Source organism: Comamonas endophytica (assembly GCF_023634805.2).
GTDB lineage: Bacteria > Pseudomonadota > Gammaproteobacteria > Burkholderiales > Burkholderiaceae_C > Comamonas > Comamonas endophytica.
The window spans coordinates 3195119-3209873 of sequence record NZ_CP106881.1; the positions used below are offsets into that span (position 1 = coordinate 3195119).

The 14755-nt window shown below is 65.2% G+C and carries 13 protein-coding genes; 5 read left to right on the forward strand and 8 right to left on the reverse strand.

The window, feature by feature from the left end:
• From M9799_RS14580 to M9799_RS14595, 4 genes are all read right to left on the reverse strand, one after another.
• Complete coding sequence (locus M9799_RS14580) at positions 1 to 1266, reverse strand: ribulose-bisphosphate carboxylase large subunit family protein (protein ID WP_231044598.1); 1266 nt, start codon at positions 1264 to 1266, stop codon at positions 1 to 3.
• Between the two features lie 10 nt (positions 1267 to 1276).
• Entirely contained in the window at positions 1277 to 1819 is a 543-nt protein-coding gene (locus M9799_RS14585) for a VOC family protein (RefSeq protein ID WP_231044599.1), read from the reverse strand.
• A 51-nt stretch (positions 1820 to 1870) separates the two neighbouring features.
• Positions 1871 to 3748, reverse strand: coding sequence for a TRAP transporter large permease (locus tag M9799_RS14590; RefSeq protein ID WP_231044600.1), 1878 nt, complete (start codon positions 3746 to 3748; stop codon positions 1871 to 1873).
• Between the two features lie 97 nt (positions 3749 to 3845).
• Complete coding sequence (locus M9799_RS14595; protein WP_231044601.1) at positions 3846 to 4874, reverse strand: TRAP transporter substrate-binding protein; 1029 nt, start codon at positions 4872 to 4874, stop codon at positions 3846 to 3848.
• A gap of 111 nt (positions 4875 to 4985) precedes the next feature.
• On the opposite strand from M9799_RS14595, the gene M9799_RS14600 reads away from it, so the two are divergent.
• The gene (locus M9799_RS14600; RefSeq protein WP_231044602.1) at positions 4986 to 6035 is read left to right on the forward strand and encodes a LacI family DNA-binding transcriptional regulator; all 1050 of its coding nucleotides are present in this window, start codon (positions 4986 to 4988) and stop codon (positions 6033 to 6035) included.
• 8 nt (positions 6036 to 6043) lie between these two features.
• Here the strand turns inward: M9799_RS14600 and M9799_RS14605 are convergent, their stop codons facing one another.
• The 4 genes from M9799_RS14605 to M9799_RS14620 form a co-directional block, all read right to left on the reverse strand.
• Positions 6044 to 6802 carry a 3-hydroxyacyl-CoA dehydrogenase gene (locus M9799_RS14605; RefSeq protein ID WP_231044603.1) on the reverse strand — a complete coding sequence of 253 codons (759 nt, stop codon included), beginning with the start codon at positions 6800 to 6802 and terminating at the stop codon, positions 6044 to 6046.
• 142 nt (positions 6803 to 6944) lie between these two features.
• Positions 6945 to 7313: a CopM family metallochaperone gene (copM, locus tag M9799_RS14610; protein ID WP_231044604.1), complete on the reverse strand. Its 369-nt coding sequence runs from the start codon at positions 7311 to 7313 to the stop codon at positions 6945 to 6947.
• Between the two features lie 124 nt (positions 7314 to 7437).
• Positions 7438 to 8487: an extracellular solute-binding protein gene (locus M9799_RS14615; protein ID WP_231044605.1), complete on the reverse strand. Its 1050-nt coding sequence runs from the start codon at positions 8485 to 8487 to the stop codon at positions 7438 to 7440.
• Positions 8488 to 8745: 258 nt separating this feature from the next.
• Complete coding sequence (locus M9799_RS14620) at positions 8746 to 9291, reverse strand: phasin family protein (protein ID WP_231044606.1); 546 nt, start codon at positions 9289 to 9291, stop codon at positions 8746 to 8748.
• A gap of 243 nt (positions 9292 to 9534) precedes the next feature.
• Between M9799_RS14620 and M9799_RS14625 the strand changes: the two genes are divergently transcribed.
• The 4 genes from M9799_RS14625 (at position 9535) to M9799_RS14640 (ending at position 14648) form a co-directional block, all read left to right on the forward strand.
• A complete protein-coding gene (locus M9799_RS14625; protein ID WP_231044607.1) occupies positions 9535 to 10002 on the forward strand; it encodes an acyl-CoA thioesterase in 468 nt (155 codons plus the stop codon).
• Between the two features lie 317 nt (positions 10003 to 10319).
• A complete protein-coding gene (locus M9799_RS14630; RefSeq protein ID WP_231044608.1) occupies positions 10320 to 11921 on the forward strand; it encodes an alpha/beta hydrolase in 1602 nt (533 codons plus the stop codon).
• Between the two features lie 88 nt (positions 11922 to 12009).
• On the forward strand, positions 12010 to 13218 hold the full coding sequence (pncB, locus tag M9799_RS14635) for a nicotinate phosphoribosyltransferase (RefSeq protein WP_231044609.1): 1209 nt from the start codon (positions 12010 to 12012) through the stop codon (positions 13216 to 13218).
• A 14-nt stretch (positions 13219 to 13232) separates the two neighbouring features.
• Positions 13233 to 14648: a sodium:proton antiporter gene (locus M9799_RS14640; RefSeq protein WP_231044610.1), complete on the forward strand. Its 1416-nt coding sequence runs from the start codon at positions 13233 to 13235 to the stop codon at positions 14646 to 14648.
• Positions 14649 to 14755 lie beyond the last annotated feature (107 nt).

Sequence of the window (14755 nt, forward strand, 5' to 3'; positions counted from 1 at the left end):
TCACTTGCCGAAGAAGACCAGCGCCCGCGCCAGTTCCGGCGCTTCGCGCGCATATTCCTCTGCTGGAATGCCGGCGCGCGCCGCGGTCCAGGCCTGGCGGATGCTGGCGACGCCGGCAGCAGGGCCGTCCGGGTGCGCAAGGATGCCGCCGCCCGACATGAACAGCAGGTCGTCGCTGCGCACCGCGTTCCAGGTCGCTTCGACGGTGCCGGCCCACTGGCCCGAGGAAAAGGCCGGCAGCACGCGGTCGTCGATGCCGTCCGTGAGCGGCGTGTAGCAGTCCTGCGCCGAGGCAATGACCTCCTCGTCGGGCTGCGAGAACTTGCCCTGCAGTCCGTGTACGTGCATGTGGTCCACGCCGGCCAGGCGCCACAGCGTCTGGTAGGCCGGGAAGGACATGCCCAGCAGCGGATGGCGCGACAGCGCGCCGTAGCCGTTGCGGTGGCCGTGCAGCGCCAGGCCGGTGTGGCGGCGCAGCGTCTGCAGCGCCGAGTAACCGCACCAGTTGAGGCTGGCCATCGCGCAACTGCCGCCTTCGCGCTCGATCAGGTCGGCATGGCGCTTCATCGCGTCGGTTTCATCGGTGATGTTGAATGCCACCATGACATGCTTGCCGGTGCGCTGCTGGTGCTCGCGCACCACGGCCATCACCGCCGGCACGCGCTGCGCCAGCGGTGCATGGGCCGGATCGGCGCAGACCTCGTCGTCCTTGATGAAATCCACCCCGGCGGCGCAAAGCCGTGCCACGAGTTCGGCGGTCTGCGCGGCCGTGAAGCCGACATTGGGTTTGAGAATCGTGCCGACCATGGCGCCGCCGGCCACGCCCGTGCGCTCGCGCGTGCCGGCGATGCCGGCCCGGGGCAGGTCGAACTGCGCGCGGTAGCCCGCGGGCAGCTGCATGCTCTCCAGCCGCAGCCCGCTGGCCTCGCCCAGGTCGTAGAGATTGCCGGACACGGTGGCTGCCAGCGTCGGCAGGTTGGCGCCCACGTTGGCCACGGGAAAGGAGATGCGCACGCGCGCGCGCCGCCAGGGGCCGCTGCGGCCCTGGCGCTCGAGCAGCGCGTTGGGCAGGCTGGGCGCGCCCACGGGCTCGAGTTCCTCGATGGACTCGACGGTGGCGCGCGCGCGCTCGCGCAGCGCATCGGTCTCGCCCTCGACACGGGTGAAGGTGCCGCAGGACTGTTCGCCCGCCATCACCTCGGCCACATGGGCGGGCGCAAGCGGCGTTTCAATCAGGTAGGTGGCTTCGAAGCGGTCGGCAGTCATGACGCGGCGATCAGAGTTGGCTCAGGTCGGGAAAAGGGCGGACGGGGTCGGTGACGCCGTCCCAGGACTCGGAAGCGGCGCGGATCAGGTCGAACATCTTTCCCTTGGGGCCCGCGACCTCGGACAGCTCGATCACCGTGCCCGGGTGGTATTCGGTGTCGAAGTAGACGAAACGCCCGTTCTGGCCGACCTCGCCGCTCATCACCGGCTTGAAGCCCTGCCGCAGCAGGCGCTCGAGGTCGGCGTCGTAGCTGTTGGTCCAGTAGGCGACGTGCTGCAGCCCGGTGCGCCCGGCCTGCAGGAAGTCGCGGTACATCGAGGGCACGCCGTTGCGCGTCTGGATCAGCTCGACCTGCACGAAGCCCGAGTTGGCCAGCGCCACCGAGTTGTGCGGCACATGCGCCTCGCCGTTGTAGCGGTAGTTCTCGATCGGCACCCTGGGGTTGTAGAACCAGGGGCCCACGCCCAATGTCTTGCTCCAATATTCCATGGCGGCTTCGATGTCGTGCACGACGTAGCCCAGCTGGCGAATTTCTCCGAAATGGCGGCTCATTTTTATTCCGTGAAAGAGGTGAAGGAAAGAGGGAAGCGGTGCGCGTGCAGCTCACTTCAGGAAACCGATGGAGATCCACGGAATGGCGGCCACCAGCAGCAGTCCGGCCAGCAGCGCCGCCATGTAGCCCCAGATGTACTTGATGCCCTCGTTGGGATCGACCTTGCTGATCGCGCAGGCGCCGTAGTAGCCCACGCCGATGGGCGGCGCGAACAGGCCGATGCCCATGGCGAAGATCACCACCATCGCGTAATGCACCGGGTGCACGCCGGCCTGCACGGCAATGGGAAACAGCAGGGGGCCGAACAGCACGATGGCGGGAATGCCTTCGAGCACGCAGCCCAGCACGATGAAGGCGACGATCGAGATCGCGAGGAAGCCATAGGCACCGCCGGGAATGCCGGCCATCCACTGCGCCAGGTCGGTCGAGAAGCCCGACTGCGTCAGGCCCCAGGCCATGGCGGTCGCGCAGCCGACGATGAACATGATCGCGCCCGACAGCGACGCGGTCTCGATCAGCATCGGCTTGAGGCGGCGCCAGTCGAACTGGCGGTAGACTAGCAGCCCGGCCAGCACCGAATACACCACGCCGATGGTCGAGACCTCGGTGGCCGTGGCCACGCCTTCGACCACTGCAGCACGGATCACGAAGGGCAGGGCGATGGCCGGGAGCGCGATGACGAAGAAGCGGCCGATCTGGGCCTTGCTGTAGCGCATCACGCCGCTGAGGTCTTCCTTGCGGTAGCGCCACCAGACCACGGTGCACAGGCACAGGCCCAGCACCAGCGCCGGCAGCATGCCGCCGGTGAACAGCGCGGCGATCGACACGCCGGTGACCGAGCCGATGGTGATCAGCACGATGGACGGCGGAATGGTCTCGGTCTGCGCGCCGGTGGCCGAAAGCAGCGCCACCAGGTCGCCGGGCTTGGCGCCGCGTTTCTTCATTTCGGGAAACAACACCGGCGCGATGGCCGCCATGTCGGCGATCTTCGAGCCCGAGATGCCCGACACCAGGTACATCGCGCCAATGAGCACATAGCTGAGCCCGCCGCGCACGTGGCCCAGCAGGCTGGCGAGGAACTGGATCATGGCGCGCGCCATGCCGGTCATCTCGATCAGTGCGCCCAGGAAGATGAACAGCGGAACGGCCAGCATGATCAGGTGCGACATGCCTTCGTCCATGCGCCCGACCATCACCACCATCGGGGTATGCGTGGTCAGCGCCAGGTAGCCGAAGGTGGCCAGCGCAAAGCAGAATGCGATGGGCACCCCGGCGAACACCGTGGCTGCGACCACGATCAGGAAGAACACCACCAGGTTGAGCTTGCCCAGCGTGGCGAACAGCGGCTGCGCCAGCCAGAACGCGCCGATGACCGCGGCGGTGGCCGCCACGGTGATGGCGATCTGGCGCAGGGTGCACAGGCGCAGCAGCCGCAGCACGGCAAAAACCGCCATCAGGCCCACGCCCACGGGAATGGCCGAGGCGCGCCAGGCATTGCTGATCTCGAGCGACGGCGTGACGATGAACGACTCCTCGTCGGCATACTCGTAGGCCGGGAACATGACCAGTGCCAGGAAGGCCAGTGCGGCGGTGACGGCCAGCGCTTCCAGCAGCCCGCGCGCCTGCGGGCCGGCCTTGCCGACCAGCGCCGTCATGCGCATGTGCTCGCCGCGGCGCAGCGCCACCACGGCGCCCAGCATCGACAGCCAGAGAAAGAAGATCGAGGCCAGTTCGTCCGACCAGACCAGCGGCGCGTGCAGCGCGTAGCGCGCCACCACGCCGGCAAAAAGGATGATGATTTCCACCAGCACGATGGCCGCGGCAACGGCTTCGACCACGGCGCCCAGGCGCAGGTCGATGCGCCCGGCCAGCGCGCTCAGCGGGTTGGCCGGCGGTGCATGGATGTCTGGAGCTGAGGCAAGGGACATGGGCAGAGCTTTCTTCGGGCAGGGTCAGGCCTGCGCCAGGGCAGGGCGCAGCGTACGGGGGTTCCGGGAGGGACGGAAGCGGCGTCCTGGGTGCCGCTCAGGCGAGCTTGCCGACGGACTGTTCCAGCAGCCCCCAGGCTTCGTTGCCGAAGCGGCCCTTCCACTCGGCGTAGAAGCCCGATTCGCGCAGCTTGGCGCGGAAACTGTCGGCCGCCGGGCGGTTGATCTGCAGCCCCTTGGCCTGCAGGTCGGTGATCACCGATTCATTGAGCTTGCGGATGTCCTCGCGCTGCTGCAGGCCGGCGTCGTTGATGGCCGCGGCAACGATGGTCTTGAGGTCGGGCGGCAGACGGTCCCAGGCGCGGCCGTTGGCCACGAACCAGTAGCCGTCCCAGATATGGTTGGTCAGCGAGGCGAACTTCTGCACTTCGTAGAGCTTGGCCACCTGGATGATCGGCAGCGGGTTCTCCTGCGCATCGACGATCTTCGTCTGCAGCGAGGAGTAGACCTCGCTGAACTGCAGGCTCGCGGGGGCGGCGCCCAGGCCCTTGAACATCGAGATCGACAGCGGGCTCACCGGCACGCGGATCTTCAGGCCGTCGAGGTCCCTGGCGCTGGCCACGGGCGCCTTGCTGCTGGTGGTCTGGCGAAAGCCGTTGTCCCACATCCTGTCGAACGCATACAGCCGCATCTTGCCGATGGCGGCGCGCACGTGGGCGCCCAGCTTGCCGTCCATGGCCGACCAGACCTGGCTGTAGTCGGAGAACGCGAACCCAATGGCATTGATGGCCGCCACCGGCACCAGCGTGGCGATCACCAGCGCCGAGGGCGTGAAAAACTCGATGCCGCCCGAGCGCACCTGGGCCAGCATGTCGGTGTCGCCACCGAGCTGGTTGTTCGGGAAGATCTTGATCTCGACGCGGCCCTTGGTCTCCCTGAGGATGCGGTCGGCCGCTTCCTGGGCACGGATGTTCAGCGGGTGGGTCACCGGCAGGTTGTTGCCGTACTTGTACGAGAATTCGGCGGCGCGTGCGATTCCCGGGAACGCGGCCATGCCACTGGCGATGGATGCCGCGGGAACGGCGGACAGGCTGCGCAGGACGCTGCGGCGGGTGATTTCAGGCATGCTTGTCTCCTTTTTATTTTGATGCTTTTTGATGCATCATTGGATGGAATTGGTGCAACGATAGGGGCTTGCCATGAAGGCGTCAAATCAAAAAATGATGGATTTTGATGTATGAGGGTTGACCCTAAAGCGCAGCGCGCACGCGTGGCGGACATCGCGCGCGCCGCCAAGGTCTCCACCGCGACGGTGGACCGGGTGCTGCACCGGCGTCCCGGCGTGCGCGATGCCACGGCGCAGAAAGTGCTCAAGGCAGCGGCCGAGCTCGACTACCTGCCCGAAACCGGTGTCTACGCGGCGCTGGCTGCCGCGCCCATGCGCCTGGGTTTCCTGCTGCCCGATGGCAACAACCGCTTCATCCGCATGCTGGGCGATACGCTGGATTATTCGCAGGAGCAGCTCGCGCCGTTCCATGTCAAATGCCGCAGCGAGCAGTTCGAGAGCTTCAACCCGCAGCAGCTGGCGGCGCGGCTGCTGCGCCTGGGCGAGCGCTGCGACGGCGTTGCCTTCATGGCCCTCGAGCATCCGGTGGTGCGTGAAGCGGTGGCGCAGCTGGCCGAGCGCGGAGTGCCGACGATCACGCTGATATCGGACCTGGCCGGTTCACGCCGCGCTGCCTATGTGGGGCTCGACAATCGCGCCGCGGGCCGCACCGCGGGCTATCTGGTCGGACGCTTCATCGGCGCAGGCACGCGCGCGGCCAAGGTGGCGCTGATCGCCGGCTCGCGCAGCTACAGCGCGCACGAGGAGCGCGAGGCCGGCTTCCTGCATGTGATCGAGGAGATGTTCCCGGCGCTGCAGGTGGTGGGCCTGCGCGAGGGGCATGACGATGCGCAGAAGAACTATGTCCAGACCCGCACGCTGCTCGAGCAGTACCCGGATCTGGCCGGCATCTACAACATCGGCGGAGCCTCCGACGGCGTGGCGCGCGCGCTCAAGGAAACGGGTCGCGCGCACAAGGTCGTCTTCATCGGCCACGGCCTCACGCCCGACACGCGCGCCATGCTGATCGACGGCAGCATGGACGCGGTCATCACCCAGAGCCCGCAGGCGGCGATGATGAGCTGCGTGCGCATCTTCACCAACCTGCGCGAAAAGCGCGACGCCATGCTGGGGGTCGATCCAGCACGGACCCTGGTGATCTTCCGCGAAAACCTCCCTTGAGGCAGGAATCAGCGGGGTGCAAGACGGATGGCGCCGTCCAGTCGGATCACTTCGCCATTGAGCATGTCGTTCTCGAAGATATGGCAGGCCAGCTTGGCATAGTCTCCGGGCGTGCCCAGGCGGCTGGGAAAGGGCACGCCTGCTGCCAGTGCGTCCTGGACCTCCTGCGGCATGCCGAACAGCATGGGCGTGCCGAAGATGCCGGGGGCGATGGTCATGTTGCGGATGCCGCTGCGCGCCAGGTCGCGTGCGATCGGCAGCGTCATGCCGACGATGCCGCCCTTGGAGGCGGAATAGGCCGCCTGGCCGATCTGGCCGTCATAGGCCGCCACGCTGGCAGTGGAAATCATCACGCCGCGCTCGCCGGTGGCTTCGGGCTCGTTTTTGCTCATGGCTTCGGCCGCCAGGCGGATCATGTTGAAGCTGCCGATCAGATTGACGTTGATGGCTTTGCTGAACACCGACAGCGCATGCGCGCCGTTCTTGCCCACGGTCTTCTCGGCCGGCGCAATGCCCGCGCAGTTGACCAGGCCCATCAGCTTGCCCAGTTGCACGGCCTGCGCCATGGCGGCCTGCGCATCGGATTCGCTGCTCACGTCGCAGTGCACGAAGGCGCCGCCGATCTCCTGCGCCACGGCGCGGCCCTTGTCGTCTTGCATGTCCGCGATGACCACCTTGCCACCCTTGGCGGCGAGCATGCGCGCCGTGCCTTCGCCCAAACCCGAAGCGCCGCCTGTCACGATGAAAACCTTGCCTGCGATATCCATGCTTGTCTCCTGAATTGACGTGAACGTAAACGTAAACGTAAGCATGGATTATGGCAAGAATTCTGGGGCTGGCGCTGTCGCCTGCAGTGCCCAAAACGCCGCATAGGCGTCCGCGCCCTGGTGCGACGCCGCTTTGCCCGCGCTACTTGCCCCGGGCGGCCAGCCATTCGCGCATCTTGCGGATTTCCTTTTGCTGGGCGGCGATAACCTCCCGAGCAAGCTTGCGCACCTCGGGGTCCTTGCCGTGCTCGAGCGCGACACGCGCCATGTCGATCGCGCCCTGGTGGTGCGGGATCATGCCGCGCATGAAGTCCACGTCGGCGTCGCCCGTGAAGCCGATGGCCATGTCGGCGTGCATACGGTCGTTGGCCTGCTGGTAGGCGCGCACGACCGGATCGGCGGCGGGCGCGGCGCCGTAGTGGTGGTGCTCCGCTGCAGGCGGCTGGGCATGGGCCATGCCGCTTGCGGCGAACGCGATGGCGGCCAGCCAGGGGGGCGGGAAAAGCTTCATCATGCTTCCTTGGGAAGAGGGAGGCCGCGATGCTAAGGCTTGCCATCGTGGCAAGGTCAAGTGCCTGGACAGGTGAAAAAAAGCCCGGCCATCGGGCCGGGCACCGGTTGCGAGCGCTGCGGGATCAGTTGAAGCCCACGCGGTCGAGCATCTGCTGCACCTTGGTCATGTTGGCGCCCACCGCGCTGATCGGGATGGTCTCGCTCTTGAAGGGCTGGCCGTTGGTCATGGCCTTGAGCGCCGGGTTGTCGAGCTGCACGCCCTTGGCCGCGGGCCACTCGTTGTTGCCATTGGCAAAATAGTTCTGCGCCGCCGGGCTGGCCAGGTACTCGAGGAACTTGACGGCATTGGCCTGGTTCTTGGTGTGGCGGGCCACGGCGCCGCCGGCGATGTTCATGTGCGTGCCCCAGGACTGCTGGTTGGGGAACACCACGCCGACCTTGTTGGCCACGGCGGTGTCTTCGGGCTTGTTCGAGCGGATCATGCGCGCGAGGTAGTAGCTGTTGCTCACCGCAATGTCGCACTCGCCCGAGGCCACGGCCTTGATCTGGTCGGTGTCGCCGCCCTTGGGCGGGCGCGCCAGGTTGGCGACCAGGCCCTTGAGCCAGGCCTCGGCCCGCTGCTCGCCCATGTGCTCGGTGACGGCGCCGAACAGGCTCAGGTTGTAGGGGTGCGAGCCCGAGCGGATGCACAGCTTGCCCTTGAACTTGGGATCGGCCAGCGATTCGTAGGTCTGCACGTCCTGCGGGTTGACCTTGACCTTGTTGTAGACGATGACGCGCGCCCGGGTGGACAGGCCGAACCAGGAGATGCCGCCATCGGCCGCGGGCTTGCTGCGCAGGTTGGCGGGAATCGCGTCTTCCAGCACCTGCGAGCGCACCGGCCGGAACAGGCCATCGACCTCGCCGCGGTACAGGCGCGCGGCATCGACCAGCAGGATCACATCGGCCGGCGAGGCCGTGCCCTCGGCCTTCAGGCGCGCGAGGATGCCCGCGTCGTCGGCATCGACCCGGTTGACCTTGATGCCCGTGGCCTTGGTGAAACCGTCGTAGAGCGCTTCGTCCGTACTGTAGTGGCGCGCGGAGTACAGGTTGACGACACCGGCATCGGCAAAGGCCGCGCCCGTGGCGGCAAGGGCGCAGGCGGCAATCAGGGTATGGAAGGTCTTCGTCATGGCAGGGCCGCAGTGGAATGGAAACCGGCGATCATACGTCAGACGCGAATTGTTCTCAATAAGCCCCGGGCGATTGCCATGCCTGCAGAAAGGCAAAAAAAAGCCCGGCCAAAGACCGGGCTTGAAAGGATCCAAGAAACGGGGGTTTCGAGAGGATCCAAGGAGACAACTGGTGGTTCAGGCCTCGACCTGAACGATGGGTCTATTATGCGGGTATTCCCTGTATCAGGGAAGACCCGTAACAAAAAATTTTAGCTATCAGCCCTGTTGCGTGCTGCTCTTCACGGCGTCGGACACATTGCGCGAAGCGGCCTGCATGTTGGCCTGCGCCATGTCGGAAGCCTGCTTGACGGCCTTCTGCACGGATTCGGCGGCGTTGGTCGCGGCGGTGATCGAGTTCTTCAGCACGGCCACGGCGGCTTCGGTGCCCGGAGGCGCATTGCGCGTGGTGCTGTCGATCAGGTCGCCCAGGTTCTTCTGGAATTCGGTCGAGCGCGCTTCGACGGTCTGGGCCAGCTCGGCCCCGGTGCCGTTGGCGATGTCGTACAGGCTGCGGCTGTACGCGGCGGTCTTCTCGGCCAGCGGCTGGAAGAACTGCGCCTGCAGCGTCAGCAGCTGCTGCGCGTCCTTGGCACCCAGCAGTTGCTGGCTGTGGTTGGCGGCTTCCGACAGTGCAGCGCGCGATGCCGCCACATTCAGTTCCACCAGCTTTTCCACGCCGTCGAAGGCTTTCTGGGTCAGACCGAACAGGGTCTCGAGGTTGGCCTTGTGGGCGTTCAAAATGGCTTCGGGGGTCAGCGTCATGTGATTTCTCCTTGAATGGCGTTATGCAATGAACCAGCTTGGGGGACATCTGCGCTGTGCGGCCATTGCCATGTTGCAGTGCAGCATAAGCTCGATTCTAGACATTTCGTAAAGGGGCGCAAGTAACTTGTTGCAACGCAACAAAAGCCTTCTGTAGTCTCAAGGCTCGACTCGCATGGGCTGCGGCACCTGCGGGTTGCAGGGGAGAGGCAATGCAGCAATGCGGCAGCACAATGGCGAGTTATGTCCGAAGCATGTTCCTCTACCCCCACGGCCGGGCGTGCAGCCCCGCAGCCGCGCACCTCATACCGGGCATTCCGCAGCATCTCCACGCGCTGGTCCGACAACGATGTCTATGGCCATGTGAACAACGTCGTGTACTACAGCTGGTTCGACACCGCGGTGAATGCCCATCTGATAGAGCAGGGTGCGCTCGATATCGAACAGGGCGAAGTGATCGGCCTGGTGGTGGAAACCCAGTGCAATTACTTCGCGCCGCTGGTCTTTCCGCAGATCGTGGAGGCCGGCATCCGCGTGGCGCGCATCGGCAGCAGCAGCGTGCGCTACGAGGTGGGCCTGTTTGCGCAGGGCAAAACCATGACGGCGGCGGCGGGCCACTTCATCCATGTCTATGTGGATCGTGAGACGCGCCGCCCCTGTGCCTTGCCCTCGAGACTGCTGGACGTGTTGCAGTCGCTGAAGATCACCTGAATGCCTTGTGGATGGGCAAGGGACGGCTCGACACGCCGATGGATAGTAAATTTAATTGAATTAATTTCTCAATAGATTTAAGCTATTGTACGCATGCCAAAAATGGTGTGGATGGTGCGTCCACGGCCGAATCCATTGCATGGATAACGCCCAATGGCCCGTACCTTGGTTCCATTCGGTACAAAAGGCTTCCCTTGACAAGCAACCCTCGTTCCAATCCGCGCCACCGTTGGCTGCCTTGTGCCGCACTGACTGCTGTTCTCGCCGCATGTGGTGGCGGTGGCGACAATGCATCTTCATCCGCACCGCAGGACCCTATGTCTGCCTTCACCCAGCAGAGGCTGGAATGGCACGCCTGCGACAGGGCTTTCGTGGGCGAAAAACTCTGGGAACGGCACGAGGGTGATTTCGAAGCATTGGGTGACCGCGCTCAGTGCGCATTGATGCGTGCGCCGCTGGATTACTCCAGACCGCAATTGGGCGAACTGCAGGTGGCACTGTCGAGAGTCGCGGCCGCACAGCCGCAGCAGCGACAGGGTGCGATTTTCTTCAATCCCGGAGGCCCGGGCGTCGATGGCCTGGGGTTGGGGGCATTCTTTGGACGGCACTGGAGCACGGCCGATCCGGGCAACCCGGTCAGCCCGCAGTTCAAGCAGATGTCCGAACGTTACGATTTGATTGGGTTTTCACCCCGCGGCTTAGGAGCCGGGACCCGGTTGAAATGTGATGGGTCGGCGATGGATGTCGAAGCCTTCTTGTTACCGGATGGCAACTTGGTGGATGTACTGGATCCGCAAACTGCAATGCGCCTGCTGGCCCAGGCCTGCAGCGCCGAACCGCTGAGCAAGCATGTCCACACCGATGCCATAGCACGCGACATGGACCTGATGCGGGGGCTGCTCGGTGACGAGAAACTCAATTACATCGGTTATTCCTACGGTGCCTGGATCGGCTCCTGGTATGCCAGCCTCTACCCGGCGCACGTCGGGCGCATGCGGCTCGACAGCAGTCTTAACGTCTTTGAAGGGATCGAGAAAACTTTTGCATCGCAAGACATGGCCAGGCAGCGGTTGCTCGATGAGATCTTCCTGCCATATGCCACCCGCCATCCGCAGCTGTTCGATCTGGGCAAGAGCGTCGCCGAACTGCGCAGCGCACTGGCAGCGCTTTCGCCCGAGCTGAGCGAACTGCTGTTTTCCAGTGATTTCGACAAAGGCAATTCCAAGACCATCCATTGGAGCTGGAGCGACTCGAGGCGAATCGACCTTAACCTTGTCTATATGAAAGCCGCGTTGGAACTGCAAAGCTTGCTGAGGCAACACTCCGCGGCCGACAAAGGCCAGATCCTCGCCGCGGTCGCGGCCCATCGCTTTGCTCCGGACCCAGGGATCAACGAGCTCGCAGTCGAGCTTGCGCAGCAACTGGCGACCCGGCTGTTCGAAGCGCCAGATGGTTCCTCTGAGGATTTCAGCGATGAGTTGTCATCCATGGCCGTGAAACTGAGCGTGGTGTGCAACGACAGCGATGCCAGCGGCAATACGCACCGCAATGCAGCTGCCGCGTCGCCCTCGATGTGCTCGCACTGGCCCCATCCACGCATCCAGCGACCACCATTGGCGATGATCCGGCAGGCGGGGCCGATCCTTATGCTGCAAAGCCGCCATGATGCATTGACTCCCATCGACGGTGCGCAAGCCACGCTGGATGCCTTGCCCCAAGCAAGCGTGATCGTGGTGGAGAACGAGTTTCAGCACGGGGTGTTCCCCTATGGCGAGCAATGCGTGGACGCACAGGTCGCCAGCTATTTTCTTCACGGCACCATGCCGCCGCGCCAGAGCAGCTGCGCCGGCAAGCCGCTGAGATTCGATGCCGAACCCTATCGCGTCGCTGCCGACGGCAATCGGGATGGCAATCCCTGAGGCGCCGGGGGCGCGAGGCAGGGTGTGAATCGCCTACACTCTGCAATGCCTGCCATTGCCAGCGGGGGCCCTGTCCCCCGTCGCGCCCATGATCATCACCAGTTTGCTCGACACCGACCTGTACAAGTTCACCATGATGCAGGTCGTGCTGCACCAGTTTCCCAGTGCGCAGGTGGAATACCGCTTCAAGTGCCGCAACCCCGGCGTGCAGCTCGCCCCCTATGTGAACGAGATCCGCGAGGAGATCCGCTGCCTGTGCAGCCTGCAGTTCCGCGACGCGGAGCTGGCCTATCTGGCCGGGCTGCGCTTCATCAAGAGCGATTTCATCGATTTCCTCGGGCTGTTCCGGCTCAACGAGAAATACATCGAGGTGACGGGCCTGCCCAATGGCGAGATCGACATCACCATCCGCGGGCCGTGGCTGCACACCATCCTGTTCGAGATCCCGGTGCTGGCCATCGTCAACGAGGTGTACTTCCGCAACACGCAGAAGGTGCCCGACTTCCCCGAGGGCCGCCGGCGCCTGGAGGAGAAGGTGCGGCAGCTGCAGGCGCCGGGCCTGGAGACGCTGAAGATCGCCGATTACGGCACGCGCCGGCGCTTCAGCGTGGCCTGGCACGAGGAGGTGCTGCGCGTGCTGTGCGCGCGGCTGGGCACGGGCGAGGGGCGCATGTCGTCCAACCGGCTGGAGGGCCAGTTCGCCGGCACCAGCAACGTGCTGTATGCGATGAAGCTGGGCGTGACGCCGCTGGGCACGATGGCGCACGAGTACCTGCAGGCCTGCCAGGCGCTGGGCCCGCGGCTGCGCGACAGCCAGGTGTTCGGCTTCGAGTCGTGGGCGCGCGAATACCGCGGCGACCTGGGCATCGCGCTGTCCGACGTCTACGGCATGAGCGCCTTCCTGCGCGACTTCGACCTGTATTTCTGCAAGCTCTTCGACGGCGCGCGCCACGACAGCGGCGACCCGTTCACCTGGGGCGAGCGCCTGCTCGAGCACTACCGCATCAACCGCGTCGATCCGCTGACCAAGACGCTGATCTTCAGCGACGCGCTGACCATCCCGCGGACCATCGCGCTGTTCGAGCGCTTTCGCGGGCGCTGCCTGCTGGCCTTCGGCATCGGCACCAATCTGACCAACGACCTGGGCTACGAGCCGCTGCAGGTGGTGATCAAGATGACGCGCTGCGCGGGCCAGCCCGTCGCCAAGCTCTCGGACTCGCCGGGCAAGAGCATGTGCGACGATGAGAAGTACCTGGCCTATCTGCGCCAGGTGTTCGAGATTGCGCCTTCGGCCTGAACAGGAAACTTCCTATGAAATGCTTGCGTGCCGCGGCCTTGGCTGCATTGGCGACTTTGCCGGGCTGGGCCCTCGCGGCCGATATGGACGGGGCCGCGCTGGCGGTATGGTGGGGCGTGCCCTTTGCCGGGCTGCTGCTGTCCATTGCGCTGATGCCGCTGCTGGCGCCGATTTTCTGGCATCACCATTTCGGGAAAGTGACGGCGGCCTGGGGGCTGGCCTTCCTGCTGCCCTTTGCGGCGCTGTTCGGGCTGCAGGCCGCGGGCACGGGACTGGTGCATGCGCTGCTGGCCGAATACCTGCCTTTCGTGATCCTGCTGCTGGCGCTGTTCACCGTCGCGGGCGGCATCTATATCCGCGGCAGCCTGCGCGGCACGCCGGCGCTGAATGCCAGCATCCTGGCGACCGGCGCGGTGCTGGCCAGCTTCATGGGCACGACGGGCGCCTCGATGCTGCTGATCCGCCCGCTGATCCGCGCCAACGAAGGGCGCCGGCACACGGCGCATATCGTGGTGTTCTTCATCTTCATCGTCTCCAACGCCGGTGGCTCGCTCACGCCGCTGGGCGATCCGCCGCTGTTCCTGGGTTTTCTCAAGGGAGTGGACTTCTTCTGGACGCTGAAACACATCTTCCCAGAGACCCTGTTCCTGATCGGCAGCCTGCTGGCGCTGTTCTTCATGCTCGACAGCTGGTTCATGCGCCAGCCCGGGGAGTGGATGGCCGGAATGCCCGCGCAGGCCGAGGGCGCCGAGCGTTTCGGCTTCGAGGGCAAGGCCAACTTCGCGTTGCTGGGCGTGGTCGTCGCGCTGGTGTTGCTCAGCGGCTTCTGGAAGTCGCCGGTCACGTTCGACATCGCGGGCACCGCGGTGGGCCTGCCGGGGCTGGTGCGCGATATCGGGCTGCTGGCGGTGGTGTGGGCCTCGCTGCGCATCACGCCGGCCGAGGTGCATCTGCGCAACCAGTTCGGCTGGGCGCCGATGGCGGAAGTCGCGAAGCTGTTTGCCGGCATCTTCCTGACCATCATTCCGGTCATCGCCATGCTCAAGGCCGGCGTGGACGGCCCCTTCGGCGCCATCGTGCGCGCGGTCACGCGCCCCGACGGCGCGCCCGATCCGGCGATGTACTTCTGGGCCGCGGGCGCGCTGTCGTCGTTCCTCGACAATGCGCCGACCTACCTGGTGTTCTTCAATACCGCAGGGGGTAACCCGCAACTGCTGATGACCACGCTGGCGCCGACGCTGGCGGCGATCTCGGCGGGCGCGGTGTTCATGGGCGCCAACACCTATATCGGCAATGCGCCGAACCTGATGGTCAAAGCCATCGCCGAGGACCGCGGCGTGAAGATGCCCAGCTTCTTCGGCTACATGCTGTGGTCGGGCGGCATCCTGCTGCCGCTGTTTGCCGTCATGACCTGGATCTGGTTCCTCTGACGGTCCGCATGCGGTAAAAAGATGGATCTGCACCGCCTCTGCGGCTCGTGCGTTGGCCCGCGCGCAGTGCGGCGCGCCTTTTTTTGAAGTGTCATCCGTGTCTTTCG